This window comes from Frigoribacterium sp. VKM Ac-2836, assembly GCF_013248995.1.
GTDB lineage: Bacteria > Actinomycetota > Actinomycetes > Actinomycetales > Microbacteriaceae > Frigoribacterium.
The window spans coordinates 854,719-880,557 of record NZ_JABRPK010000001.1 but is presented as its reverse complement, the minus strand read 5'-3'; the positions used below and the strand labels follow the sequence as shown (position 1 = coordinate 880,557).

General features: G+C 69.9%; 21 protein-coding genes and 1 pseudogene. 2 read left to right on the top strand and 20 right to left on the bottom strand.

The window, feature by feature from the left end; translation table 11 throughout:
* Positions 1-56: 56 nt before the first annotated feature.
* From HRF36_RS04105 to hrcA, 10 genes are all read right to left on the bottom strand, one after another.
* Positions 57-749 (bottom strand): response regulator, encoded by a 693-nt coding sequence (locus HRF36_RS04105; protein ID WP_371740004.1) that lies wholly within the window; start codon positions 747-749, stop codon positions 57-59.
* Positions 746-2,008, bottom strand: coding sequence for a sensor histidine kinase (locus tag HRF36_RS04100; protein WP_371740003.1), 1,263 nt, complete (start codon positions 2,006-2,008; stop codon positions 746-748). Before HRF36_RS04100 ends, HRF36_RS04105 begins: the two co-directional genes overlap by 4 nt.
* A gap of 135 nt (positions 2,009-2,143) precedes the next feature.
* Complete coding sequence (gene era / locus HRF36_RS04095) at positions 2,144-3,082, bottom strand: GTPase Era (protein WP_173206531.1); 939 nt, start codon at positions 3,080-3,082, stop codon at positions 2,144-2,146.
* A gap of 61 nt (positions 3,083-3,143) precedes the next feature.
* Positions 3,144-4,445 carry a hemolysin family protein gene (locus HRF36_RS04090; protein ID WP_173206528.1) on the bottom strand — a complete coding sequence of 434 codons (1,302 nt, stop codon included), beginning with the start codon at positions 4,443-4,445 and terminating at the stop codon, positions 3,144-3,146.
* A gap of 4 nt (positions 4,446-4,449) precedes the next feature.
* On the bottom strand, positions 4,450-4,911 hold the full coding sequence (ybeY, locus tag HRF36_RS04085) for an rRNA maturation RNase YbeY (protein ID WP_173206526.1): 462 nt from the start codon (positions 4,909-4,911) through the stop codon (positions 4,450-4,452).
* Positions 4,908-6,023, bottom strand: a complete 1,116-nt coding sequence (locus tag HRF36_RS04080; RefSeq protein WP_371740002.1) for a PhoH family protein — start codon at positions 6,021-6,023, stop codon at positions 4,908-4,910. Before HRF36_RS04080 ends, ybeY begins: the two co-directional genes overlap by 4 nt.
* A complete protein-coding gene (locus tag HRF36_RS04075) occupies positions 6,013-6,390 on the bottom strand; it encodes a histidine triad nucleotide-binding protein (RefSeq protein ID WP_173206520.1) in 378 nt (125 codons plus the stop codon). The genes HRF36_RS04080 and HRF36_RS04075 overlap by 11 nt, the downstream gene beginning before the upstream one ends.
* 50 nt (positions 6,391-6,440) lie before the next feature.
* A complete protein-coding gene (locus HRF36_RS04070) occupies positions 6,441-7,184 on the bottom strand; it encodes a 16S rRNA (uracil(1498)-N(3))-methyltransferase (protein WP_173206517.1) in 744 nt (247 codons plus the stop codon).
* A 2-nt stretch (positions 7,185-7,186) separates the two neighbouring features.
* On the bottom strand, positions 7,187-8,299 hold the full coding sequence (gene dnaJ, locus HRF36_RS04065) for a molecular chaperone DnaJ (protein WP_173206514.1): 1,113 nt from the start codon (positions 8,297-8,299) through the stop codon (positions 7,187-7,189).
* A 108-nt stretch (positions 8,300-8,407) separates the two neighbouring features.
* Positions 8,408-9,430 (bottom strand): heat-inducible transcriptional repressor HrcA, encoded by a 1,023-nt coding sequence (gene hrcA, locus HRF36_RS04060; RefSeq protein ID WP_173206511.1) that lies wholly within the window; start codon positions 9,428-9,430, stop codon positions 8,408-8,410.
* Between the two features lie 181 nt (positions 9,431-9,611).
* Between hrcA and HRF36_RS04055 the strand changes: the two genes are divergently transcribed.
* On the top strand, positions 9,612-10,109 hold the full coding sequence (locus HRF36_RS04055) for a DUF4870 domain-containing protein (RefSeq protein WP_254280997.1): 498 nt from the start codon (positions 9,612-9,614) through the stop codon (positions 10,107-10,109).
* 94 nt (positions 10,110-10,203) lie between these two features.
* On the opposite strand, the gene hemW is transcribed toward HRF36_RS04055, so the two are convergent.
* From hemW to HRF36_RS04030, 5 genes are all read right to left on the bottom strand, one after another.
* A complete protein-coding gene (gene hemW / locus HRF36_RS04050; protein WP_173206507.1) occupies positions 10,204-11,430 on the bottom strand; it encodes a radical SAM family heme chaperone HemW in 1,227 nt (408 codons plus the stop codon).
* 2 nt (positions 11,431-11,432) lie between these two features.
* Entirely contained in the window at positions 11,433-12,206 is a 774-nt protein-coding gene (locus HRF36_RS04045; protein WP_173206504.1) for a DUF1990 family protein, read from the bottom strand.
* Between the two features lie 5 nt (positions 12,207-12,211).
* Entirely contained in the window at positions 12,212-14,062 is a 1,851-nt protein-coding gene (gene lepA, locus HRF36_RS04040; protein ID WP_173206501.1) for a translation elongation factor 4, read from the bottom strand.
* Positions 14,063-14,156: 94 nt separating this feature from the next.
* A complete protein-coding gene (locus tag HRF36_RS04035) occupies positions 14,157-14,465 on the bottom strand; it encodes a DUF4190 domain-containing protein (protein WP_173206498.1) in 309 nt (102 codons plus the stop codon).
* Positions 14,466-14,519: 54 nt separating this feature from the next.
* A complete protein-coding gene (locus HRF36_RS04030) occupies positions 14,520-15,671 on the bottom strand; it encodes a pyridoxal phosphate-dependent aminotransferase (RefSeq protein ID WP_173206495.1) in 1,152 nt (383 codons plus the stop codon).
* 244 nt (positions 15,672-15,915) lie between these two features.
* Here HRF36_RS04030 and rpsT point away from each other — a divergent pair, with 244 nt between their 5' ends.
* Positions 15,916-16,176, top strand: coding sequence for a 30S ribosomal protein S20 (gene rpsT / locus HRF36_RS04025; protein WP_043596189.1), 261 nt, complete (start codon positions 15,916-15,918; stop codon positions 16,174-16,176).
* A gap of 114 nt (positions 16,177-16,290) precedes the next feature.
* On the opposite strand, the gene holA is transcribed toward rpsT, so the two are convergent.
* The 5 genes and pseudogenes from holA to leuS all read right to left on the bottom strand — a co-directional run bounded on the left by holA (position 16,291) and on the right by leuS (position 25,758).
* Entirely contained in the window at positions 16,291-17,325 is a 1,035-nt protein-coding gene (gene holA / locus HRF36_RS15735) for a DNA polymerase III subunit delta (protein WP_254281104.1), read from the bottom strand.
* A 654-nt stretch (positions 17,326-17,979) separates the two neighbouring features.
* Positions 17,980-19,275, bottom strand: a pseudogene (locus tag HRF36_RS15730) (ComEC/Rec2 family competence protein); the annotation flags it as partial.
* A gap of 497 nt (positions 19,276-19,772) precedes the next feature.
* Positions 19,773-20,465 carry a ComEA family DNA-binding protein gene (locus tag HRF36_RS04015; protein ID WP_173206490.1) on the bottom strand — a complete coding sequence of 231 codons (693 nt, stop codon included), beginning with the start codon at positions 20,463-20,465 and terminating at the stop codon, positions 19,773-19,775.
* 128 nt (positions 20,466-20,593) lie between these two features.
* Positions 20,594-23,122, bottom strand: coding sequence for a M60 family metallopeptidase (locus HRF36_RS04010; RefSeq protein WP_173206487.1), 2,529 nt, complete (start codon positions 23,120-23,122; stop codon positions 20,594-20,596).
* 89 nt (positions 23,123-23,211) lie between these two features.
* Positions 23,212-25,758, bottom strand: coding sequence for a leucine--tRNA ligase (gene leuS / locus HRF36_RS04005; protein ID WP_173207900.1), 2,547 nt, complete (start codon positions 25,756-25,758; stop codon positions 23,212-23,214).
* Positions 25,759-25,839: the final 81 nt, after the last annotated feature.

Sequence of the window (25,839 nt, the reverse complement as noted above, 5' to 3'; positions counted from 1 at the left end):
AGCGCGGGGCCAGCGATTCGACCCGATTCGGGCGGGACGTCGCCCACCCGGTGCGTCTACCGGGCGAGGCCGTGTTCGTACGCGAAGACCACGAGCTGCACCCGATCGCGGAGCGACAACTTCGACAGCACCCGACTGATGTGCGTCTTGACGGTCGCCTCGCTGAGGAACTCGCGTGACGCGATCTCGGAGTTGCTGAGCCCCCGCGCCGCGAGGTCGAAGATGTCCCGCTCACGCGTGGTGAGGGTCCCGAACGACTCGGGCACGGCTCGGGCGCGTGAGGCACGTCCGTCGAAGTGTTCGAAGAGCTCACGCGTCGCGGACGCCGCGATCACGGCGTTGCCCGAGTGCACGGTGCGGATCGCCGCCAGCAGGAACTCGGGGTCGGCGTCCTTGAGGACGAAACCGCTCGCGCCTCCTCGGATCGCCCGGGTGGCCGCCTCGTCGAGGTCGAAGGTCGTCAGGACGATGATGCGAGGCGGGCGGCGGGACGCCGCCTCGGCCTGCGCCAGGACGGCGGTGGTGGCGGCGATGCCGTCCATGACGGGCATGCGGATGTCCATCAGGACCACGTCGGGGGTGGTGCGCGCGACCATCGAGACACCCTCGTCGCCGTTGCTGGCCTCGCCCACGAACTCGAGGTCGGGTTGCGAGCCGACCAACATCTTGATGCCGGCGCGGAACAGGGCCTGATCGTCGACCAGGGCGACGCGGATGGGTGCCGTCGAACGGCCGGGCATGTCGATCATCGGATGCGTACCTCTTGGGTCAGTGCCAAGGTCGGCACGATGGCGTGGACGACGAAGCGTCCGTCGGCGTTCTGGGTGGTGAGCGATCCGCCCGCCAGGGTGGCGCGCTCGCGCATGCCGTCGAGCCCGTGGCCGCCTCGTCGCTCGTCACCGGTGGTGTCGACGGGGCGTGTCGGCGGTCGGACGACGTTCGAGATCACCAGATGCAGTGCCTCGTACCGCCAGTCGAAACGCAGGTCGACGGGCTGGTCCGCGGCACCGTGCCGGAGGACGTTGGTCAGACTCTCCTGCACGATGCGGAACACGGCCAACTGCCGGTTCGTCCCGAGCACCTGGGGCTCACCCGTCACGCGGAGGTCGATCGTGAGGCCGGACCCGCGCATCTGTTCGAGCAGACGGTCGAGATCGCCGAGAGCGGGCTGAGGCGCCTCGCCCTGGCTGTGCCGCAACTGCCCGAGCAACACACGGACGTCGCCCAGGGCTTCGCGCGCCGTCGTGGCGATCGTGGTGAGCGCCCCCTCGACGGACGTCGGGTCGACCCGGGCGGCGTAGCGGGCCCCGTCGGCCTGGGCGATCACGACCGCCAAGGAGTGCGCGACGACATCGTGCATGTCGCGCGCGATGCGGTTGCGCTCTTGCTCGACCGCGATGTCGCGCTCGGCACGGGCTGCCTCGCGTTCGGCGCGAGCGGCATCGTTCTCGGCACGGGCGGTCTCGCGTTCGGCGATGAACCGAGCCTCACGGCTGAGCCGCTCGGACCACCGCGCCCGGGCCAGCAGTCCCCCGGCCCAGGGCAGTCCGAGCAGAGCGAGGAACCCGAGCAGCGTGATGCCCAGCTGCAAGAGGATGCGCACGACGTCGGTCACGGCGTAGACGTCGTAGTCGACCCCGAACAGGGTCCGTTGAACGAACGAGAGATAGAACGTCCCCACGACGGCACCGCCGCCCACCGAGACCAGACCGGACCACTTGACCCGGTCGGTACCGTAGGCGGCCGTCGAGTACAACACCGCGCAGATGGCGAGGTTGGTGAAACCGGGGGTGCTGCCCGTCACCATCTGGGCGACCGCGACCAGCCAGGCCACGGTGAGGGCGAGCCCGGGTGACAACCGCCGCAGCGCGAACGTGACGGTCATCCCCAGCACGACGAACGGGGTGGTCACCACGCCGTCGGACAGGACCAGGCCGACCACGCCGAGCAGCACCGCCGCCGTCAGGTCGACGGCGACCTGGTAGGGCGCGAGGCGTCGGAAGATCACCTGACCACCGTACGACCTGCGGACACCCGCGCAGGCCCTGCGAGCGACACGGACGACCTCGGGACCATCACGATCATCCGCAGGAACGAGGGCCGTCCGCCCGCCCGCGACGGGCCGGACGGTCGGGGATGCGGGTCAGAACCCGAGTCGACCGAGTTGCTTCGGGTCGCGCTGCCAGTCCTTGGCGACCTTGACACGGATCGACAGGAACACCTGCTTGCCGACCAGCGGCTCGATCTGTGCCCGCGCGCGCTCACCGACCTCGCGCAGGCGTTGGCCGCCTTTGCCGATCACGATGGCCTTCTGGCTGTCTCGCTCCACGAAGAGGTTGGCGTAGATCTCGAGCAGATCCTTGTCGTCGCGCTCGACCATGTCGTCGATGGTCACGGCGAGGGAGTGGGGCAGTTCGTCCTGCACGCCCTCGAGCGCGGCCTCGCGGAGGTACTCGGCCACCCGGTCGGTGAGCCCCTCTTCGGTGACGGCGTCGGACGGGTACAACGGCTGCGACAGGGGCATGAGCTTGATCAGTTCGGCGGTGAGGACGTCGAGCTGCACGTCGCTCACGGCCGACAAGGGGATGATCGCCTCCCAGTCGCGCAGCCGGCTGACGGCGAGCAGCTGCTCGGCGACCGCAGGCCGCGACGTGGCGTCGGTCTTGGTGACGATCGCGACCTTCTTCGCCCTCGGATAGGCGTCGAGTTGCTCGTTGATGAACCGATCACCCGGGCCCAGCTTCTCGTCGGCGGGCACGCAGAACCCGATGACGTCGACGTCGCCCAGCGTGGTCTGGACGATGTCGTTGAGCCGCTCGCCGAGAAGCGTGCGTGGTCGGTGCATGCCCGGCGTGTCGACCAGGACGAGCTGTCCGGTCGACTGGTGCACGATGCCGCGGATGGCCCGACGGGTCGTCTGCGGCTTGGACGAGGTGATCGCGACCTTCTCGCCCACGAGGGCGTTGGTCAACGTCGACTTGCCGACGTTGGGCCGCCCGACGAACGAGACGAAGCCCGCACGGTAGGACGCCCCCGAAGGAGGCGCGGCCGAGGTGGTGTGGTCGTCTCCGGTGGTCGACATGGGGGCCTTTCGTGGACGTGGTGGAACGGATGGAGAGTGGTGGGCCGCGCCGACCCGATGATCAGTCGTCGCGGGCGGTGTCGGAGAACGCGGCCTGCGCGTCGGCCAGCTGGGGATCACGCTCGACCAGGACGGTCTGCAGGTCGTGCCGACGTCCTTCGGTGCGGTCGGCGGTCAGGACGAGGCCCGAGACGCGGACGACCGATCCCTGGTCGGGTAGACGACCCAGGACCTTGGTGAGCAGCCCGCCGACCGAGTCCACGTCGTCGTCGTCGAGTTCGAGACCGAAGAGGTCGCCGAGCTCGTCGACGGGAAGTCGGGCGCTCACGCGGAAGACCCCCGAGGAGACCTCGCGATGCGGGGCGACCTCGCGGTCGTACTCGTCGCTGATGTCGCCCACGAGCTCTTCGATCAAGTCCTCGAGCGTGACGAGACCCGCGATGCCGCCGTACTCGTCGACGACCATGGCCAGGTGGTTCTTGTCGAGCTGCATCTGACGCAAGGCGTCGTCCGCCTTCTTCGACTCGGGCACGAAGACGGCCGGGCGGGCGAGGGTCGTGACGGCAGCGGAGTCGTCACCGCTGTGCTCGTGCAGCCGTCGGGCGAGGTCGCGGAGGTACACGATGCCGACGACGTCGTCGGAGTCGCGGCCGACGACGGGCACCCGCGAGACGCCCCGGCCGAGGAAGAGGCTCATCGCCGAGCCGACGGAGGCGGTGGCGTCGAGGGTGACCATGTCGGTGCGGGGCACCATCACCTCTCGGACCACGGTGTCGCTGAACTCGAAGATCGAGTGGATGAGTTCTCTGTCGTCTTCTTCGAGGACGTCGAGCTCGGTCGCCTCGTCGACCATGCTGAGCAGCTGTTCTTCGGAGGAGAAGGACGCACTCCGGGGACGACCCGGAGTGACCCGGTTGCCGATCGCCACCAGGGCGTCGGCGAGGGGACCCAGGACGATCCGGACGAATCGCACGAGGCCCGACGTGAGCCGGACGAGCCCCCGGGCGTGCGCGCGGCCCACGCTGCGCGGGCTGGACCCCACGAGCACGAACGACACGACCGTCATGATGAGCGCCGAGAGCAGCAGGGCCAGCCACCAGGGCTCGACGGAGAACGCGAACGACAACGACACGAGGACCGCTGCCGAGGTCTCGGCCAGGATGCGGACGAAGTTCACGGCGTTGACGTGCGCCCCGACGTCGGCCGCGATGGCGGTCAGGGCCGTGGCATGGCGGGGATCGTCGTCGGCCTCGTCGAGGAGGTCCTGCCTGCTGAGCACGCCCAGAGCCGAGTCGGCTGCGGCCAGCAGGCCGCCGAACACCACCAGGAAGACCGCCACGACGACGAAGACGGTGATCATCATCTCGTCACCGACTCGTGTCTGCCGCGGCGAAGGCCGCGAGGATCTCGCGCTGGAGCCCGAACATCTCGCGTTCGTCGTCGGGCTCGGCGTGGTCGAACCCGAGGAGGTGCAGGATGCCGTGACAGGTCAGCAGGAGCATCTCGTCGAGGGGGGTGTGCCCCGCCGTGGCCGCCTGTGCCACGGCCACCTGCGGGCACACGACGATGTCGCCCAGCAGACCGGCGGGCGTCGGTTCGTCTTCGGTGCCCGGACGCAACTCGTCCATCGGGAAGCTCAGCACGTCGGTCGGGCCGGGTTCGTCCATCCACTGGACGTGGAGCTGTTCCATCGCGGCCTCGTCGACGAACAGCACGGCGAGTTCGGCTTCGGGATGCACGTGCATCTGGTCGAGCGCGAAGGTGGCAAGCCGTTGGATCGTGGCCTCGTCGACCTCGACGGCGGACTCGTTCGCGACCTCGATGCTCATCGGGTTCCTCTCTTCGGCAGGCGGTCGCGGACCTCGGCTCGACGCTCGGCGCGGTTGCCCCCCTCGGCCTGTTCGTGGGCCTCTTCGTGACGGCGGTGCTGGTGGGCCTGCCGTTCGGCGTCGTAGGTCGTGTACGCGTCGACGATGCGACCGACGAGGGTGTGTCGGACCACGTCGTCGCTCGTGAGACGGGCGAAATGGATGTCGTCGATGCCGTCGAGGACCGTCGTGACGAGCTGGAGGCCGCTGGCCCCCGTGGGCAGGTCCACCTGGGTGACGTCACCCGTGACGACCATGCGCGAGCCGAAGCCGAGCCGGGTCAGGAACATCTTCATCTGCTCGGGTGTCGTGTTCTGTGCCTCGTCGAGGACGACGAACGCATCGTTCAGGGTGCGACCGCGCATGTACGCGAGAGGAGCCACCTCGACCGTGCCCGCCGCGAGCAGTTTGGGCACGATCTCGGGGTCCATCATCTCGCTGAGCGCGTCGTACAACGGACGGAGGTAGGGGTCGATCTTGTCGGTCAGTGTGCCGGGCAGGAAGCCCAGTCGCTCGCCCGCCTCGACGGCGGGGCGCGTGAGGATGATGCGTTGGACCTCTCGACGCTGCAAGGCCTGGACGGCCTTCGCCATCGCCAGGTACGTCTTGCCCGTGCCGGCCGGGCCGATGCCGAACGTGATCGTGTGCTGGTCGATGGCGTCGACGTAGTCCTTCTGGCCCGGAGTCTTCGCCCGGACACCCTTGCCACGGCTGGTGACGATGGGTTGGCCGAAGACCTCGGACGGGCTGCCCTGCCCCGAGTCGAGCAGACGGGCCGACGTCGCGACCTCGGCCGGGCCGAGGTCGTGGCCGCCACGGACCATCGAGACGAGTTCGGCGACGAGCCCCTCGGCCCGACCGACGACGGCCGACGGGCCCTCGAGGGTGACCTCGTTGCCGCGCACGAGCACGCGGACCTCGGGATACTGTTTCTCGACCGCACGGAGCAGGCGGTCCTGCGGGCCCAGGAGCTGGACCATGGCGACGCCGTCGACGGTGACGTCGACCCGGCGGACGTCGTCGCCCGTGATCGGTGTCGTGGGACCGGTGGCGTTCGTGTCGCTAGTGGGCAAGGGTGCCTTCCTCCAGGGGACCACCGAGCACATGGGCGTGCACGTGGAACACGGTCTGCCCGGCGGATGCGCCGGTGTTGAAGATCAAACGGAACTCGGCCCCGGAGTGTTCCCCGAACGCGACCGGATCGGCGGCGAGCCGCGAGGCCGTCGCGACCATCTCGGCGAGCAGCGCCGGGTCGCCGGCTGCGAGCTCGACGACGTCGCGGTACGCCTGGGTCTTGGGCACCACGAGCAGGTGGACGGGGGCCTGCGGCGCGATGTCACGGAACGCGAGGACGGTGTCGCTCTCGAACACGATGTCGGCGGGGATCTCGCGCGCGACGATGCGACTGAAGACGGTGGGCTCGTCGGGGGTCTCGGACATGAGGCCCATCGTAGCGACGACCGCCGACACGGCCCTCGGCGACGACGGGCTCACCAGCGGCCGAGACGCGCGCTCAGCACGGACAGGGCCGCGGGACCGGCCGTCGAGGTGCGCAGCACGGCGTCCCCGAGCCGGACGGCCTGGGCGCCCGCCTCGGCGAGTTGGTGCAGCTCGGCGGGTGACACCCCGCCCTCGGGACCGACGACGACCACGACCCGATCGGGCACCGCGCCTCCTGGGGCCAGGTCGACCGTCGTCAACGCCTGCGCGGCGGACGGCTCGAGCACGAGCACGAGATCCCGGGAGGCGCGCTCGGCCAGCTGCCTCGTCGAGGCCAATCCGGACACCTCGGGCGCCCACGGCCGGATGGACTGCTTGGTCGCTTCGCGGACGATCGACGACCACCGGGTGAGCCCCTTCGCGACCTTGGGACCCTCCCAGCGGGAGATGCTGCGGGCAGCGGCCCACGGGACGATCTCATCGACGCCGAGTTCGGTCGCGGCTTGGACCGCGAGCTCGTCACGATCGCCCTTGGCGAGGGCCTGGGCGAGGACCAGGCGGGTCACCGGTGGCTCGTGTCGGACCACTCGGGTCGCGAGCAGGAGCAACCGGTCGGGCGCCGCCTCGACCACGTCTCCCTGAACCACGAGCCCTCGACCGTTGCCGAGGGTGAGCGGCTCGCCGACCCGGACCCGACTGACCGTGACCGCGTGCCGCGCCTCGGACCCGAGCACCTCGACGGTCGCACCGGCCTCGGCGTCGGCCAGGTCGTCGACCAGGTAGAAGTGCGCCACGATCAGAAGTTCAGGAAGCGGTCGCGCAACTTGCCGAAGAGACCCTGCTGGAAGTGCGAGAGCTCGGGTTCCTGTGAGCGTCGGCCCGAGGCGAACTTCTCGATGAGCTCGCGCTCTTTGTGGCTCAGCTTGGTCGGGGTGACCACCTGCACGCCGATCTTGAGGTCACCGCGTCCCGTGCCGCGCAGGCGAGTGATGCCCCGGTCTTTCACCGTGATGATGTCGGCGCTCTGCGTGCCGGGTCTGATCTCGACCTCGATCTCGCCGTCGAGCCCGGTGAGCGTCGTCGACGTACCCAGGATGGCGTCGGCCATCTGCACCTCGAGTGTCGCCAGCAGGTCGTCGCCGTTGCGGCTGTAGGTGTCGTGGTGTCGAACCTTGACCTCGAGGTACAGGTCGCCGTTCGGACCACCGGCCTGACCGACCTCGCCCTGGCCGGGCAGCTGGAGTCTGAGACCCGTGTCGACACCGGCGGGGATGTCGATGGGGATCGATCGACGGGCGCGCACGCGTCCCTGGCCCTGGCAGGTGGGGCAGGGGTTGGGGATGACCGTGCCGTAGCCGCGGCAGGTGCCGCACGGGCTCGACGTCATGACGTTGCCGAGCAGCGAACGCACGGTGCGCTGGATCTGGCCCGAGCCCCCGCAGATGTCGCAGGTCTGCGGGGAGGTGCCGGGCGCACAGCACGAGCCGCTGCACGTGTCGCAGAGGACGGCCGTGTCGACCTCGATGTCGCGCTGGGTGCCGAAGACGATGTCGTCGAGGTCGACCTCGAGGCGGAGCAAGGCGTCCTGCCCCCGCTCTCGCCGGGATCGGGGCCCTTGGCGCTGGCCCTGGCCGCCCCCGCCGAAGAACGCGTCGAAGATGTCGCCGAAGCCGGCGGCCCCGCCGCCGCCGCCGCCGAATCCGGGCTGCGGACCGAGATCGTAGCGTTCGCGCTGCTGGGGGTCGCTCAGCACGTCGTAGGCGTGCGTCACGTCCTTGAACCGCTCGGACGCCTCGGGGCTGGGGTTGACGTCGGGGTGGAGCTCGCGAGCGAGCTTGCGGTACGCCTTCTTGATCTCTTCGGGGGTCGCCTGACGGTCGACTCCGAGGACGTCGTAATGATCTGCCACTGGTTCTCGTCTGCCTCTGATGTGGTGTGGTGGTCTTCCCGGCGGTGCCGGGCCCGGCGGACCGGGACGGGGGTGGGGTCGCGTGACGGCCGGGGCCGCGGGCGTCGGCTACCGCTCGGTGAGCAGCGACGACAAGTAACGGGCGACGGCACGCACCGCCGCCATGTTGGTCGAGTAGTCCATGCGCATGGGCCCGAGGACGCCGAGCCGTGCGATCTCGCTGCCCTGCGTCGAATAGCCGCTGGCCAGGACGGATGTCTGGGACAACCCGAACGAGGCGTTCTCCCGCCCGATGCTCGCGGCGACGTCGACGGCGTCGAGCTGCATCTCGCCGAACAGTCGCAGCAGGGCGACCTGCTCTTCGATCGCCTCGAGCACCGGGTAGAGATCGCCGCTGAAGTCGTCGCCCGTCCGGACGAGGTTCGCCGCACCGGCCATGACCAGGCGGTCCTGGCGACCGGCCGCGATCTGCTCGGTGAGGCTCGCGACGACGATGCCGACGACCGCCGCGAGGTCGGGACGGAAACGCGAGGGCAGGTCCGCCAGAGCCGTAGCCGCCTCGGCGAGGGGACGACCACCGACGGCGACGTTGACGGCGGCCCGCAGCTCGGACAGGAAGGACTCGTCGACGGCCGTGCGGATGTCGACGACCCGCTGTTCGACCTGGCCGCTGTCGGTGATGAGCACCGTCATGACGCGACCGTCGCCCAGGCTGACCAGCTCGACGTGACGCACGCGGGCACGGGAGAACGTGGGGTACTGGACCAGGGCCACCTGGTTGGTGAGCTGCGACAGCAGTCGGACCGTCCGACCGAGCACCTCGTCGAGATCGGTCGAGTCACCGAGGAACGTCTCGATGGCCTGACGCTGCGCCGCGCTGAGGGGCCGCAGGTCGGCGAGCTGGTTGACGAAGAGCCGATAGCCCTTGTCGGTCGGCACACGGCCCGACGAGGTGTGCGGGGCCGCGATGAGCTCTTCTTCTTCGAGCAGGGCCATGTCGTTGCGGATCGTCGCCGCCGAGACGCCGAACTGGTGTCGTTCGACGATGGACTTCGATCCCACCGGCTCGCGGGACGCCACGTAGTCGTGCACGATGACGCGCAGCACTTCGAGACCGCGTTCGGAGACCATGACGCACCTCTCTTCGCTCGACCGCCCCCCGGGTCGTCCGCACACCGGGCGACCGGGCCTGGCACTCGACGTGCCGGACTGCCAATCGTACGTCACCTCCGTCGCGAGGCCTACTCGCGCCGCGCCCGGCTGGCCTAGGGTGGCGGGGACATCCGCAGGACACTCACGAACAGGTGCAGCCATGACCGAGACCCCTCCCGCCCAGCCGAACGGCCCGCAGAACGGTCGGCCCGGCCAGGACGGCCGGCCCTACGGGCAGGGCCATCCCGGCCCCGGCCAGCAGTCCGGCCCCGGCCAGCAGCCCGGCCCCGGCTACGGTCAGCAGCCCGGCTACCAGCCGCAGCCCGTGCAGCCGATGCGTCCCGAGGACGAGAAGCTCTGGGCGACCCTCATCCACCTCGGCGGCATCATCTTCGCTTTCGTGCCCGCTCTGGTCGGGTACCTCGTGCTCAAGGACCGTGGACCGTTCATCCGTGAGCACACCAGGACCGCTCTGAACTTCCAGATCACCATGGCGATCGTCTACGTGATCTCGGCGATCCTGTCGATCATCGTCATCGGAGGCCTGCTGGCGCTGGTCGCCGGCGTGCTGGTCATCATCTTCTCGATCATCGCCGCCGTCGCGGCCAACAAGGGCCAGTGGTACAAGTACCCGCTGACCATCGAGTTCATCAAGTAGCCACTCGGCCGGCCCGCACGGGCACGACGCGAGGCGCGACTCCCCCGGGAGCCGCGCCTCCTGTGTTGTCGGCCCGCGCCTCCCGGGCGTCGGGTCAGTCGGGCAACAGGCGCCTCACGACGGCATCCGCCATGAGGCGGCCCTCACGCGTGAGAACGACCCGACCCTGGAGGGCCGGACGCCCCTCGACCCATCCGTCGGCGATGAGCGCGGCGACCGCCTGACGGCCGTCCTCGTCGAGCTCCGAGGTCGGCAGCCCCTCGCGGATGCGTACCCCGAGCAGCACGCGCTCGACGCGACGCGTCTCGTCGTCGAGGGTCTCGCGACCGGCGGCCGGTGACTCGCCCGCGGCCATGCGCTGTTGGTAAGCGGCCGGGTGCTTGACGTTCCACCAGCGGACGCCGCCGACGTGGCTGTGCGCACCGGGTCCGACGCCCCACCAGTCGTGGCCCTGCCAATAGGCCAGGTTGTGTCGCGAGCGGTGCTCGATGCCACGCGACCAGTTGCTCACCTCGTACCAGTCGTACCCGGCTTCGGCCAGCCGGTCGTCGGCGATCTCGTACATGTCGGCCGCGGTGTCGTCGTCAGGCGTCGGCACCTCGCCACGTCTGATCTGGCGGGCGAGTTTCGTGCCCTCTTCGACGATGAGCGAGTACGCCGAGAGGTGGTCGGGTCGCTGCTCGAGGGCGACGTCGAGCGAGCGCCTCCAGTCGTCGAGGGTCTCGCCGGGGGTGCCGTAGATGAGGTCGAGGCTGACGTCGAGCCCGGCGTCGCGCGCCCAGCGGACCACGAACGGGATGCGCTCGGGGTCGTGCGTGCGCTCCAGGGTGGACAGCACGCTCGGAACGGCCGATTGCATGCCGAAGCTCACGCGGGTGAACCCGGCCTCGGCGAGCTGCCGCAGGTAGGCGGCGTCGACCGAGTCGGGGTTCGCCTCGGTCGTGACCTCGGCACCGGGTTCGAGGCCCCAGGTGTCGACCATCGCGTGCAGCATCGAGGTCAGATCGCCGGGAGGGAGCATCGTCGGGGTGCCCCCGCCGAAGAACACCGAGGAGGCGCGGCGCGGTGGCAGGCCCGCCTCGCGTAGCACGCGCCCGCCGAGCTCGATCTCGGCGACGGCCTGCGCGGCGTAGTCGTCGCGGCGAGCACCCCGCAGCTCGTCACCCGTGTAGGTGTTGAAGTCGCAGTAACCGCAGCGCACCCGGCAGAACGGGACGTGCAGGTACACCCCGAAACGTCGCGCCTCGGCACCCACCGTGACGGTCTCGGGCAGGTGGCCGTCGACGGGGGCCGGATCACCGGGGGGAAGGGCTCCGGGCACCGTCAGACGCCGGTTCCCGTGGCGTCGCCGCGCGGGCCGGTCGGGGGACGTTCGTCGCCACGGGGGTCGCCCACGCCGGCCTCGGTGTCCTCGACGACGACGACCTCGTCGGTCTGCTCGCCCTTGTCGTTCAGGCTCAGGGCTCGCAGGTACCGCTTCGTGTACTGCGCCTGGGTCCGTCGCAGGAACGGTGCCACGAGGCGCCACTTCGCGCTCGACGGCTTCGAGAACGACCGCATGGAGAGCCAGACCGAGCCGTCGTCGGTCTGGTCGACGATCCAGGACTCCTCACCGCTCTCGGGGTGGCCGTCCAGGGTGCCGTACGCGAAGCCCTTGCGCTTCGGCTCGTCGATGACGTAGACGACGCGGACCGGGGCCTGGACCGTGCGCCCGTAGGCCTCGATGCTGAGCGTGGCGGTCGTGCCCGCCGTGAGCAGGGGTGTGCCGTCGGGCGAGTACCGCGACTCGTCGCGGGCGGTCGCCCACTCGGCCGCATCGACCGGCTGCCCGTGTTCGTCGAACTGGACCGGCGTGTACTCGCCCTCGTCTTCCGGCGGCACGCTGTCGACCCGGACGCGGATGCCACTGCGCTCCTGGATCTGCCAGGTCATGGTTGCGATCCAAGCCGCGGCGAAGCGTGCGTCGCCGTGGCCGACTCGGGCCCGGTACTCAGCCGGCTTGAAGCCCTTCGGCGGGTACTGCATCAGGTCGGGGGCCTGTGTCGCCCCGACCTCGCCGTAGGTCGTGCGGGTCTCGGTGTGGGTGGCTCGACGCATGGGCCCTACTTCTTGTCTTTCTTCTCGACGTCGCCGCTGAGGGCGGCGATGAAGGCCTCTTGGGGCACGTCGACCCGGCCGATGGTCTTCATGCGCTTCTTGCCCTCTTTCTGCTTCTCGAGCAGCTTGCGCTTGCGCGAGATGTCGCCGCCGTAACACTTCGCGAGGACGTCCTTGCGCATGGCACGGATGCTCTCACGGGCGATGATGCGGGCACCGATCGCAGCCTGGATGGGCACCTCGAACTGCTGACGCGGGATGAGTTCGCGCAGACGCCCCGTCATGAGCACGCCGTAGGCGTAGGCCTTGTCGCGGTGGACGATCGCGCTGAACGCGTCGACCTGCTCGCCCTGCAGCAGGATGTCGACCTTGACCAGGTCGGCTTCTTGGTCGCCGATCGGCTCGTAGTCGAGGCTCGCATAGCCGGCCGTCTTGGACTTGAGGCTGTCGAAGAAGTCGAACACGATCTCGCCGAGGGGCATCGCGTACCGGATCTCGACCCTGTCTTCGCCGAGGTACTCCATGCCGAGAAGGGTGCCGCGGCGTTGCTGGCAGAGCTCCATGATGACGCCGACGTAGTCCTTCGGCGCGAGGATGCCCGCCTTCACCATGGGCTCGCTGACACTCGCGATCTTGCCGCCCGGGAACTCGCTCGGGTTGGTCACCGTGACGGTCTTCTTGTCTTCGGTGGTGACCTCGTAGACGACACTCGGCGCCGTCGTGATGAGGTCGAGGCCGAACTCACGATCGAGGCGCTCGGTGACGATCTCGAGGTGGAGCAGGCCGAGGAACCCGCATCGGAAGCCGAAGCCCAACGCGACGGACGTCTCGGGCTCGTAGACCAGCGCGGCGTCGGACAGCTTGAGCTTGTCGAGAGCCTCACGCAAGAGGGGGTAGTCGCTGCCGTCGATCGGGTAGAGCCCGGAGAACACCATCGGCAGAGGCTCGGTGTAACCACTGAGGGCCTCGGTCGCGGGCTTGGCCGAGGTCGTGACGGTGTCGCCCACCTTCGACAGGCGGACGTCCTTCACCCCCGTGATCAGGTAGCCGACCTCGCCGACCGAGAGACCCTGGCTCGGGACGGGCTCGGGCGACGAGACGCCGATCTCGAGGATCTCGTGCGTCGACTTCGTCGACATCATCTGCACCTTCTCGCGAGGGTGCAGGGTGCCGTCGATCATGCGGATGTACGTGACGACGCCGCGGTAGCTGTCGTACACCGAGTCGAAGATCATCGCGCGGGGCGGGGCGTCCTTGACGCCGACGGGCGACGGGATGCGGTCCACCACACGGTCGAGGAGTTCTTCGACGCCCATGCCGGTCTTGCCGCTGACGCGCAGGACGTCGGCGGGGTCGCCGCCGATCAGCCCCGCGAGCTCGGCCGCGTACTTGTCGGGATCGGCGGCCGGCAGGTCGATCTTGTTCAGGACCGGGATGATCTCGAGGTCGTTCTCGAGCGCCAGGTAGAGGTTCGCCAGGGTCTGCGCCTCGATGCCCTGCGCGGCGTCGACGAGCAGGATGGCGCCTTCGCAGGCGGCGAGCGACCGGGAGACCTCGTAGCTGAAGTCGACGTGGCCGGGAGTGTCGATCATGTTGAGCGCGAAGGTCTCGCCGTTGCGCTCCCACGGCATGCGCACGGCCTGGCTCTTGATCGTGATGCCGCGCTCGCGCTCGATGTCCATGCGGTCGAGGTACTGCGCACGCATCGCACGCGACTCGACCACGCCGGTGATGCCGAGCATGCGGTCGGCGAGGGTGGACTTGCCGTGGTCGATGTGCGCGATGATGCAGAAGTTGCGGAGGGACTCGGGCTCGGTCGACGCCGGCTCGAGTGCGCGGGTTGCTTGGGGACTCACACGATCCTCTGGGGGTGGTGGGCGGGGGTACCCCACGATTCTCCCACGCCGGGGCGTCGGTTCGGGCGTCGAGCCGCTCCGGCGGGGCCGCCGCTCAGCCTGCGGTGCCGGGGAGGAGCGCGAGGATGCCCGCTCCCCCGACGACGGCGAGACCGATCGCGAGCGCGATCACCGTGCCCACGAGCATGACGACGGACGAGACGATGCCGATGAGCGCCATCGTGCGGCCCTCGGGCTCACGACGTCGGGAGAGGATGCCGAGGACGAGGCCGGCGATGGGGACGACGAAGGTGAAACCGAAGCCGATCGAGGCGAGGCCGAGGACGAGGCTCCAGACCGCGAGGGGCGAGCGGACGCCGGTGGTCGGGGCGGAGACGGTGGTGTTCAGGGGTCGGTTCGTCATGCTTCGAGCCTAGGAAGTCCCGCGCGTCGACCCCAGGGGGTTGACCCCCGGATGTCAGCGGGGGTCACCCGGGGCGGGCAGCTTGCCGAGTCCCCTCGTGATCACCTCGGGCGCCGAGGCGAGACAGACCCTGATCCAGCCCTCACCGCTCCGCCCGAAGGCACTGCCGGGCGCGACCGCGACACGCTCCGACAGCAGGAACCGCTCGGCCCACCCCGCGACGTCACCTCGCGAGGCATGGCCCATGTCGATCCAGAGGTAGAACGCCCCCGTGGGTTCGAGGTAGCGGATGCCCCGGTCGGTGAGCAGGGTCGTGGCGAGGTCGAGGTTGCTGCGGTAGTGCTCACGGGCGTCGGCCACGGACTGGTGGTCCCCCACGATGGCGGCGAGGGCGGCGTGCTGGTCGGGTTCCGCGACGCAACTGATCGCCGCCTCCTGGACGGTGCGCATCGTCTCGGCGAGCCCCTTGGGCGTCACGAGGTAGCCCACCCGCACGCCCGTCATCGCGTAGGTCTTGCTCAGCGAGAAGACGCTGAACACCCGGTCGTCGGTGTCGAGCGAGGCGAGGCTGACGTGTCTCGGCCCGTAGGTGAAGTACTCGTAGACCTCGTCGCTGATCACCCAGAGGTCGTGCCTCCGGGCGAAGTCGAGAAGCCGCCTCAGCGTCTCCTCCGGGTAGACGACGCCGAGGGGGTTCGACGGGCTGTTGACGACGATGACGCGGGTGCGGTCGCCGACCAGGTTCTCGAGTTCGTCGAGATCGGGGTGGAAGCCGAGGTCGGGCGTCAGCGCGTACGGGACGGGCACGGCGTCGAGCATGCGGGCGTTCATCGTGAAGGTCGTGTAGCCGGGGTCGGGTACGAGGACCTCGTCGCCCGCCGCGAGCAAGAGCCCCATCGTCTGGTGGAGGGCCTGCGTGCCGCCCACGGTGACCCAGACCTGCTCGAGGTCCACGTGCACGTCGTTCTCGCGGGCCAGTTTGGCCACGAGAGCCTCGCGCAGGGCAGGGATGCCGCCGTTCGGCGTGTAGTCGGTGCGGTCGTCGGCCCAGGCGCGGCGGGCGGCGTCGGCGATGTGGCGGGCCACCGGCACGTCGGGCTCGCCCACCACGAGCATGTCGACGTCGTCCAACTGGGCCGCGAGCTCGAACACCCGACGGATTCCGGACGCGGGCACGGTGGTCATGTGGGGCGCGAGCTGAGGCATGATGGCACGGTACCCCGTACGACACGGCACGCCGATGGACCGGCGCTCGTTGAGAGTCGGGCCTGCTGCTGGTAACGTTGCCTGTTGGCTTGCGCGTTACGTCTGCAGTGGCGGAACGCGATCGCAGCCGAGAGCCGCTCCGGTGGCAATCACCGGCGGCAGCACCGGGTCGATCGATTCACGTCGGTCGGACGCTCGGCTGGCGCACATCCGTCCGAGACACAGAAACCAGAAAGTAGTTCACGTGGCAAACATCAAGTCGCAGATCAAGCGCATCGGCACCAACAAGAAGGCTCAGGACCGCAACCGCGCCGTCAAGAGCGAGCTCAAGACCGCCGTCCGCGCCACGCGCGAGGCCATCGCCGCCGGCGACAAGGACAAGGCCACCTCGGCTCTGCTCCTCGCGTCGAAGAAGCTCGACAAGGCCGCCAGCAAGGGTGTCATCCACCAGAACCAGGCCGCGAACCGCAAGTCGTCCATCGCGAAGCAGGTCGGCGCCCTCTAGGCTCCCCCACCGAGCCCCCGGGTTCGACGACGAAGGCCCCGTCTCGTTCGAGACGGGGCCTTCGTCGTCCGCGGCGACGGTCACAGCGACGAGTGGTGGATCAGGAGGCGCGGCTCACGACAACAACGCACCGCGCGTCGAGATCATGGTCACCATGCGCTCGAGTGCGTACACCGGATCGCGCTCGGCTCCCTTGACGGCCGCGTCGGTCTCGGCGAGCAACTCGATGCATCGACCCAGCCCCTCCTCGGACCACCCGCGCAGGTCGCGCTGTGCCCGCTCGACCTGCCACGGGGCGAGACCGAAGCGCGAGGCGAGTTGGCCCGAGCCGCCGTACGAGCCCTGCAGCTTGGCCATCGTGCGGATCTTCATCGCGAACGCGGCCACCACGGGGACGGGGTCGGCTCCGGTCGACAGCGCGTGACGCAGCAGGACGAGCGCCTCGCCCTGGTGACCGGCGATGGCCGCGTCGGCCACCTTGAAGGCGTTGGTCTCGACCCGGCCCGAGTAGTACTTCTCGACGGTCGCCTCGGTGATCTCGGCCGCCGCGTCGCTGATCAACTGCTGACAGGCGCTGGCCAGTTCGGCCAGGTCGTCGTTGAAGGCCGTGACGAGCGCCCGCAGGGCCCCCTGGGTGATGCGTCGACGTTCGGCCTTGAACTCGGCCGCCGCGAACTCGAGCTTCTCGGTGTCTTTCTTGAGTTCGGCACACACGACCTCGAGGCCGCCACCGGTGCCACCCCGCACGGCGTCGAGCAGTTTCTTGCCCCGGACCCCGCCACCGTGACGCAACACCAGGGTTGTGTCGTCGGCGGGAGTCTCGAGGTACCGGAGCGTCTCGGTGAGGAAGGCGTCGGTGCACTTCTCGACGTTCGAGACGCGGATGAGACGTGGCTCGGCGAACAGCGACGGGCTCGCCAGGGTCACGAGTTCGCCCGGTTGGTAGTGATCGGCCTCGAGGTCGTGCACTTCGAGGCTGGGGTCTTCGGCGGCGAGCTGGTCGCGCACCTGGCGCGACGCACGATCGGCGAGAAACCGCTCGGGACCGCTCACCAGGATCACGGCCGCGGGCCGGATTCTGTCCCACCCGACCTGGTCGATCGCGACCGAGGCCTTCTTCGCCGTCTTGCCACTCGCTCGCGCTGCCATGCTGCCTCTCGGACGTCGTCCCACGGGCACGGGGCCCGCCGCGCCACCTCTGATGCTAGAGGACGCCACCGACGTGCCGGACGCGTGGTCGCGGTCCCGGCGTCCCGCGTGCTCCTGCCAGACTCGCAGGCCGACACCGCCGCCGGCACCGTCCACGGGCGTGACCGCCGCCTGACCGGCCTCATCGCTGCGGACCACCGTTCCTCCGCTGTGCCGGACCAGCCCGAGCGCGCTCTCGGTCGGGTGCCCGTACGAGTTGCCGGCACCCACGCCGATCAATCCGACGCGCGCCGACACCCGCTCGTACAACTCGGGATGCTGATCCGCGGACCCGTGATGCGAGACCTTGACGACGTCGACCGGTCGGAGGCCACCGCGACCATCGGGCGACGCGAGCAGACGGCGCTGCGCGGTCTCGCCCAGATCACCGAGGTCGAGCAGCGAGAGGCATCCGACCTGGCAGCCCTCGCCGGGGTCGACGCGCAGCACGAGGCTGGCGTCGTTGCCCGCCGGGGTCTCGGAAGGCGGCCAGAGCAGCCGCCACGTGAGGTCGCCCAGGCGTCCGCGGGTGCCGATCTGCGCCTCCTGGACCTTGGCGCCACCGTCGCGCAGCGCCGTCACGACCTCGGTGTCCTCCCCCCGCCCCACGGGCCCGACCAGAGCCGTGCCGACCCGGGCGACGACCGAACCGACCGCCCCCACGTGGTCGCGGTCGAAGTGGGTGAGTACGAGCAGGTCGACGTGTCGTACGCCGAAGGTCGACAGGCAGCGGTCGAGTGCCGCCTCGTCGTCGCCCACGTCGATCAGTGCCACGGCGGGCCCGCTGCGCACGAGCACCGCATCGCCCTGGCCCACGTCGCATTGCGCGACGACCCACCCCGCGGGTACGGAGGCACGGGTCGCCAGGGTGCGCCCGCTCGCCACGCCGACCGTCACCACCAGGGCGGCCACGACCAGCGTCGTCGTGACCGCTCGCGTGCGTCCCCGGGACCTCGCGACCACCGCGACGACGATCAGCACCGTGAGGCAGACCAGGGACGCGACGCCGGACGTCGAGGCGTCCCAGGCGAGTCGGGTGCCCGGCCAGGTGGCGGCAGCTCGGGCCACGGCGGCCACCCAGGACGACGGCAGCCACGACACCCAGGCGGCCGCCGTCGCCGCACCCGGCAGCGACGGCGCGAGAACGCAGACGACGAGCCCACCCAGGGTCGCCACGGGAGCCGCGGGGCCGGCCAGCACGTTCGCCACGACGCCGTGCAGCGCGATGCTCGGTTCGAGGGCGAGAAGCACGGGTTGGCAGGCGAGCTGCGCCGCGGCCGGCACGGCGAGGGCCGCCGCCACCGGTTCGGGCACGACGCGTGTCAGCAGGGTGGTCAGTGGTCCACCGAGTACCACGAGACCCGCCGTCGCGAGGACCGAGAGGACGAAGGCGAGGTCGCGGGCCAACCACGGGTCGGTGAAGAGCAGACCGGCGACCGCGAGGGCGACGACGGGCACGCCGGCGATCGGTCGGGCGACGGCCAGGTGCACGAGCACGAGCACGGCCATGACGGTCGCCCGGACGATGCTCGGCTCGGGCGTCACGAGCACGACGAACGCGACGAGCACCACGACGGCGGCCGCGAGCCGCATCAGGCGGGGTACCCGAAGCAGCGACCCGACGAACGTCACGAGGGCGACGAGGACGGCACAGTTGGAACCCGACACGGCCGTCAGGTGACTGAGCGACGTCTGCTTCATGGCGGCGTCCAGGTCGTCGGGCACGTCGGAGGTGTCGCCGATCGCGAGCCCGGGCAACAGGGCCCCACCGTCACCCGGGAGCCCCGCGGTCGCGGCACGGAACGCCGACCGGAGCCCGTTCGACCAGTCCGACAGCTGCCCGGGTCCGGCGAGGACGCAGAGTGGCTCGACCGCGCCTCCCTCGAACGCGACCGCCTCGCCGTACCTCACGGGGGCCAGCACGAGCCGTGCCGACACCCGCGCGCCGATCTCGACCGGATCGCGCCCCTCGGGGCGGGCACCGAACACCCGCACCGGCAGCCGGGACCCGAGAGCCACGGCCCCTTGGCCGACGTCGACCCGGTCGACGGACACCGCCGTCACGTCGGCGCGCCCCTCGACCCGGTCGAGCAGACGCCCCTCGACGGTGACCGCATGCCCGACCGACGACGTGAGAACAGCGGGATGACGGCGGTCGTCGCGCACGGCGGCCTGACCGGTGAGCCCGGCGCACGCACCGGCGCTCAGGGCCACCACCAGCAGGACCTGCCCGGTCACCAGGAGGCCCACCCGTGCCGCGACGACGAGTCCCGTCGCGACGACGCAGACGACGAGGGCCGCCGCCGCGACGACGGGAAGCAGCCCCGCTCGGGTCGAGCCCACCGCGAGCCCGACCCAGGCCACGCCCACGGGAACGCCGAGCCGCAGGTCGAGCACGCCACGGGACGTCACACCCGCACCCGGTCGCGAAGCTTCTCGAGCGTCTTCGCGCCGATGCCCGGCACCCCGAGCAGGTCGTCGACGCTGCGGAAGCGCCCGTTGTCGTCGCGCCAGGACAGGATCGCCGCCGCGGTCGCGGGACCCACCCCGGGGAGCGTCCGCAGTGCCGCCTCGTCCGCGAGGTTGAGGTCGACCGTTCCGCCACCGGCCGCCACCCCAGCACCGGGCGCCGAGCCACCGGCCGCCCCGCCCTCACCGGAGGCCCCGTCGTCGGCCACCTCGCCCACGGCCGGCACCCGGAGCTGCTCGCCGTCGACCAGCACCCGTGCCAGGTTCACCGCCGCCTGGTCGGCCTCGGCCGTGAATCCTCCGGCCGCGGCGACCACGTCGACCACGCGCGCGCCGGTCGGCAGCTCGAAGAGACCCGGTGACGCCACCTGGCCGTGCACGTGAACGAAGACGACCGGGGCACCCCCGGGAGGCGCGGTGCCCGACCCTGCCGCGGCCTCGACCTCGGCCCCGGTGCCCGGCGCGACGGTCACGACCGCGTCCGCCGCGCCTCCTCGGGTGGCGAAGGCCGACACGGCGACGCTCACCGCCAGCACGACGAGGAGCAGGACGACGACCGCTCCGAGCCCCACGCGCCACCTCGGACCGCCCGGCTCGGACGGGTCGACGGCGGTGCGGAAGCTGACGGTCATGATCCGACACGGTACGAGCCGTCCTGCCCCCCGCACGGACGACGACGGCCGCCCTGGGGAACCAGGACGGCCGTCGACAGGTGGGGACGAGACACGCCCCCGGGCGCGGCTCCTTCACCGCGATGCGGCTATCGCGCCTCCGAGGCGCCGACTGCCGGCAGGATCACCTCAACGCGGTTCTGGCCCGTGTCGATGTTCTTCCAGATCTCGTGCTCAAGCCCTGGCCGTTCGGCCATCTCTGCCGCGGCGTCCGGACCGATCGGCAGTCCCCACTCCTGGAAGAACGGTCGGAGGTCTCTGTCGGCGAGTGTGGCTGCGTGGGAGGCGAAGGCGTCGATCTTCGCCTGGCTGGTGCTCAGGTCGAGCTCGCCACGCGCCTCCGCGTCGCGGAGCTCCTGATTCAGGCGCGGGTAGAACTGATCGCCGAACGCGCGCCGGAGCTGGTCGTACATGAGCACACGAACGAACAGGTCGGAGCCACCGTAGGTCCGCTCGCCGACGGGCTTCGCGAAGAAGGCGTTGATCACCCGTTGCTGCCTGTCGAGCCGGTTCCCGGCGCCGATCTTCTGCTGCACCTCGAGCGCAGAGATGTTGACGGACACCTCGCCCTGCCCGTTCCACGTATATGCCGGTGTCTGATAGGTGTGGCCGATCTCGTGCCACAGCCCCCACTGGTCCGAGACATCGTCGGCGAACAGGTTCCGTGCGGCGCCGGTGTCGATCTGGAAGGTCACGCGCTCCTGCGTGGCGCTCGCGTACCCGGCGCCGCTGTCCGGCGAGGCGATGTAGATGCGGTGTGGTGCCTTCCCAGCGTTCCCGGTCAGGTCGTCGTGCAGGTTGTGCATGCCGTTGGTGATGACCACCACGTCGTCCCAGCTCTGCAGCCGTGCCTCCAGATCCGTCGGGAAGGAGTCTGCGGTGCGCCGTTGGAAGTCACCGAAGACCCGCCCTGCCACGAGTTCGACGATCGGCACGTCCGGCAGCGCCACGAGCTGCTCGCGAAACTCGTCATCGGTCGTCTGCCCGAGGACGAACGTCGGGACGGGCTGGCCACCTCGCACCGTCACCACCGCGGAATCGGCCTTCGCGGTACCCGTCAGAAAGACCATCCCATCACGGTCGGCCACGACGGTTGTCGTCGTGCCACTCGGCGTCGGAACCGGCGACGACAGGGAAGTCGCTGCGACGTTCTGGTAGGCACCGTACAGACCGAGGCGCACGCTCATCATCGGGGCACCCGGAGGCACGTCGATCGCCACCCGGTCTCCTTTACGGACGAATCGACCGGTCGGCTGGAGGTCGCTGTGACGTAGCGCACGGCCCTCACGGGCTCGCTCCGCCGCGGCGCTGCCGATCCCGTACACGCGGACGGTTGTGCTGCTGCGATCGGCCGACACCACGATGGACGCCGGACGAGGGCCCGCGTCGACGGCAGCGAAGGCTCCGTGAGCGAGGACGCGGTCGCCGCCGTCGACCACGCGCGCGTCGCCCGGATGGCGGACACCAGCCTGGCGTTCGACCGCCTGCAGCCGGAACCACGCTTCATGCGAGGGACTCGACCACGGAGTGTCGCCTTCGGGCCACGTCACCGAGGCCCGGTCCGCAGAGATGTGAGGGGTCACCGCCGCCCCGTGCACGCCGGCGTCCGTGATGGCCATCCCGGTCGGGGCGACGACACGGAGGGCGCCTCGTGCATCGGAACGCACGTGCACGGAGATCGGGTCCGACGTCGCACCGGATCGGAGAGCCGGGACCGTCACCTCGACACGACCCACCAGATCGACGGGAAGCGAACCGGCCGCCAGGACCCGGGTGCCGCCGGTCTCGGTGATGCGAACCGCGCCGTCGACCCGACCCGGGACGGCATCGGCATGTGCGCGCAGTCGCACCTTCGCCACGCGCCACCCCGAGGACCAGGTGTTGTTGCCCCGCCAGGTCGCCGAGGACCCATCAGGAGTGATCACCCCGTCGATCGGACGGGTGTCCGCGGTCGCCTCGACGATCGTCGTCCCCGGTGGTGCGGTGATGCTGAGAACCCCGAGCACCTTGCTCTCGGGAACCACGCGGATGTAGTCCGACACGGCCCCGGCGGCGAGCAGCGTCGGCTCGATCGCGATGGCGACGTCGGGTTCGACGATCTCGGGTTCGACGATGTCCACAGGGAGCGACCCGCTGGCGAGAACGGCGGACGAGGCGGTGTCGGTGACCTGAACGGCTCCGTCGACACGGCCCGGAGCGACGTCGACGTCGACTCGCAGACGCACCTTGGGCACACGCCACGTGTCGGACCAGGACAGACTGCCCTCCCAGACGGCTGAGCGGCCGTCCGCTGCGATGGCACCGGGGATCGGCCGGATGTCGGCGTCTGCTTCGACGATCGTCGTCCCGGCCGGTGCGTCGACGTGCAGGGCTCCGACCACCAGGGAGTCCGGGACCAGCTGAACCCAGGCGGATTCGCCACCCATGACGACCTTCTGGGGTTGTACCTCGATGCCGACCGTGGGGTTGTCCGGTACGACGGTATCGCCACTCGGTTTCTCCGCCCCCGAGCGAACATGGAGGAGCCCGAGCAGCAGGAGCAGTGTTCCGATGATCAGGGCACGGGTCAACTCAGCGAGGGGATTCTTGCCGAACAAGAAGGTCCGTAATAGGTACATACCTAATATAGTATTCCACGACCGAAGCGACAGCGAACCGGCCCGTCGGCGCCGGGACTCGCGACGACCCGTCGCCGAAAGGGTGGGCGCTATTTCACTGCGATGTTGACCAAGCGGGGCGCCCGCACGATCACGTTGACGATCTGCTTGTCACCGATCGCCCGCTGCACGGCGGTGGAGTCGCGGGCGAGCACCTCGAGCTCGTCCGAGGTGATCTTGGGCGACACCTCGAGTCGGTCGCGCACCTTGCCGTTGACCTGCACGACGGCGGTGACGCTCGTCTCGACGAGCAGTGTCGGATCGGCCTTGCGCCAGCCGTAGGTGGCGATCGCCCCGCCGTCGTAGCCGAGCTTCTCCCACATCTCGGAAGCCGTGTAGGGAGCGAAGAGGGAGAGCCCCAACGCGACGGTCTCGGTCGCCTCGCGGACGGCGGGGTCGGACCGGCCGGGCCCCGAGTCGATCGCCTTGCGGACGGCGTTCGTGAGCTCCATCAGCCGGGCCACGACGACGTTGTACTTGAACGCCTCGCTGAGGCCCGGGGCCTCGGCGAGGAATCGGTGTGTCACCCGTCGCAGGGCCTGGTCACCGTCGGCCCACACCACGTCCGGCGAGCTGTCGACGTCGCTCGCGAGACGGAACGCCCGCGCGAGGAACTTCGCCGAGCCGGCGGGTGAGACGTCGGCCCAGTCGATGTCGTCCTCTGGCGGTCCGGCGAACGCCATCGTCAGGCGGATGGCGTCGACGCCGTGCTTGTCGATCTCGTCGGAGAGGCTGACGACGTTGCCCTTGCTCTTGCTCATCTTCGCGCCGTCCTGCAGCACCATGCCCTGGTTCAGCAGTGCACTGAAGGGCTCGGTGAAGTCGACGTGACCGAGGTCGAAGAGCACCTTGGTGATGAAGCGCGCGTAGAGCAGGTGCAAGATGGCGTGCTCGACGCCTCCGACGTACTGGTCGACCGGGGCCCACTTGCTGGCCTGGGCCGGGTCGAAAGCGCGGTCGGAGTCGGTCGGGTCGAGGAACCGCAAGAAGTACCACGAGCTGTCGACGAAGGTGTCCATCGTGTCGGCGTCGCGGCGCGCCGGCGACCCGTCGCGCGGGTCGGGCACGTTCACCCAGTCCTCGGCGGCACCGAGCGGCGAACTGCCCTTCGGCTTGAGGTCGAGCCCCTCGGTGGACGGCAGTCGGACCGGGAGCTCGTCGTAGGGCACCGGCACCTCGACGCCGTCGGCGCCGTGCACGATCGGGATCGGCGTGCCCCAGAAACGCTGGCGCGAGATGAGCCAGTCGCGCAGACGGTACGTCTTGGCGGCCTTGCCGTCACCGGACGCCTCGAGCAGTTCGACGACCCGTTTGATCGCGTTCGACTTGCTGAGTCCGGTCAAGGCGCCCGAGTTCATCAGGCGACCGTCGCCGGTCAGCGCCACGCCCGTCTCGCGGGGGTTCAGCTCGGGCAGGTCGTCGGGCAGGATCGCCTGACCGTTCTCGTCGAGCTCGAGCTTGGGGATGACACCCGTGACGGGTGCGTTCGTGTCGACCACGACACGCACCGGGAGGTCGTACTTGCGGGCGAAGTCGAGGTCGCGCTGGTCGTGCGCGGGCACGGCCATGACCGCGCCGTGGCCGTAGTCGGCGAGCACGTAGTCGGCGGCCCAGACGGGCATGGGGTCGCCCGTGAGGGGGTTGACCGCGACCCGCCCGAGCGGCACGCCGGTCTTCGGGCGTTCGCTCGACTGGCGCTCGATCTCGGTGGCCTTCTGCACCTCGACGAGGTAGTCGGCGAAGGTCGCCTTGACGTCGTCCGTCGCGTCGGCGACGAGCTCGGCGGCGAGGTCGGAGTCGGGGGCGACCACCATGAAGGTCGCCCCGTACAGGGTGTCGGGCCGCGTGGTGAACACCGTGACCTTCTCGTCACGGCCCTCGATGGTGAAGTGCACGTCGGCACCGATCGACCGGCCGATCCAGTTGCGCTGCATGTTGAGCACCTTGGTCGGCCAGCGACCCTCGAGCTGGTTGAGGTCGTCGAGCAGGCGGTCGGCGTAGTCGGTGATCTTGAAGTACCACTGCGTCAGCTTCTTCTTGACGACGACGGCACCCGAGCGGTCGCTCGTGCCATCGGGCAGCACCTGCTCGTTGGCGAGCACGGTCTGATCGACCGGGTCCCAGTTGACCCAGCTGTCCTTCCGGTAGGCCAGCCCCTTCTTGAACATCTCGAGGAACAGCCACTGGTTCCATTTGTAGTACTCGGGGTCGCTCGTGTGCAGCACCCGGCTCCAGTCGAACGACGGTGCGTAGAGCTTCATGCTCTGCTTCTGCTGAGCGATGTTGGCGTAGGTCCACTCGCGTGGGTCGACTCCGCGCTTGATGGCCGCGTTCTCGGCGGGCAGACCGAAGCTGTCCCATCCGATCGGATGCAGCACGTTGAACCCCTGCTGCCGCCAGTAGCGGGTCACCATGTCGCCGAGCGCGTACTGCTCGGCGTGCCCCATGTGCAGATCGCCCGAGGGGTACGGGAACATGTCGAGGATGTACTTGCGCGGGCGCTTGTCGTCGGGGTCGACGACGAACGGCTGTTCGGCATCCCACCGGGACTGCCACTTCTCTTGCAGGCGGGCGACGTCGTACTCGCGTTCGGGCACGCCCTCGTGGGGCGTGGTGTCCGAGGGGGCGTCGGTCGCGGTCGTGTCGTGCTCGTGTGCCACGGGGCTCTCATTCACTGC

Excerpts from the sequence above, each read along its gene's own strand:
- holA (WP_254281104.1), bottom strand. The coding sequence starts at position 17,325 with ATGGCAGCGCGAGCGAGTGGCAAGACGGCGAAGAAGGCCTCGGTCGCG.
- HRF36_RS04035 (WP_173206498.1), bottom strand. The coding sequence starts at position 14,465 with ATGACGAACCGACCCCTGAACACCACCGTCTCCGCCCCGACCACCGGC.
- hrcA (WP_173206511.1), bottom strand. The coding sequence starts at position 9,430 with ATGGTCTCCGAACGCGGTCTCGAAGTGCTGCGCGTCATCGTGCACGAC.
- HRF36_RS04105 (WP_371740004.1), bottom strand. The coding sequence starts at position 749 with ATGATCGACATGCCCGGCCGTTCGACGGCACCCATCCGCGTCGCCCTG.
- HRF36_RS04055 (WP_254280997.1), top strand. The coding sequence starts at position 9,612 with ATGACCGAGACCCCTCCCGCCCAGCCGAACGGCCCGCAGAACGGTCGG.
- HRF36_RS04010 (WP_173206487.1), bottom strand. The coding sequence starts at position 23,122 with ATGTACCTATTACGGACCTTCTTGTTCGGCAAGAATCCCCTCGCTGAG.
- HRF36_RS04090 (WP_173206528.1), bottom strand. The coding sequence starts at position 4,445 with ATGATGATCACCGTCTTCGTCGTCGTGGCGGTCTTCCTGGTGGTGTTC.
- era (WP_173206531.1), bottom strand. The coding sequence starts at position 3,082 with ATGTCGACCACCGGAGACGACCACACCACCTCGGCCGCGCCTCCTTCG.
- ybeY (WP_173206526.1), bottom strand. The coding sequence starts at position 4,911 with ATGAGCATCGAGGTCGCGAACGAGTCCGCCGTCGAGGTCGACGAGGCC.
- HRF36_RS04030 (WP_173206495.1), bottom strand. The coding sequence starts at position 15,671 with ATGCCTCAGCTCGCGCCCCACATGACCACCGTGCCCGCGTCCGGAATC.
- HRF36_RS04015 (WP_173206490.1), bottom strand. The coding sequence starts at position 20,465 with ATGACCGTCAGCTTCCGCACCGCCGTCGACCCGTCCGAGCCGGGCGGT.
- HRF36_RS04075 (WP_173206520.1), bottom strand. The coding sequence starts at position 6,390 with ATGTCCGAGACCCCCGACGAGCCCACCGTCTTCAGTCGCATCGTCGCG.
- HRF36_RS04045 (WP_173206504.1), bottom strand. The coding sequence starts at position 12,206 with ATGCGTCGAGCCACCCACACCGAGACCCGCACGACCTACGGCGAGGTC.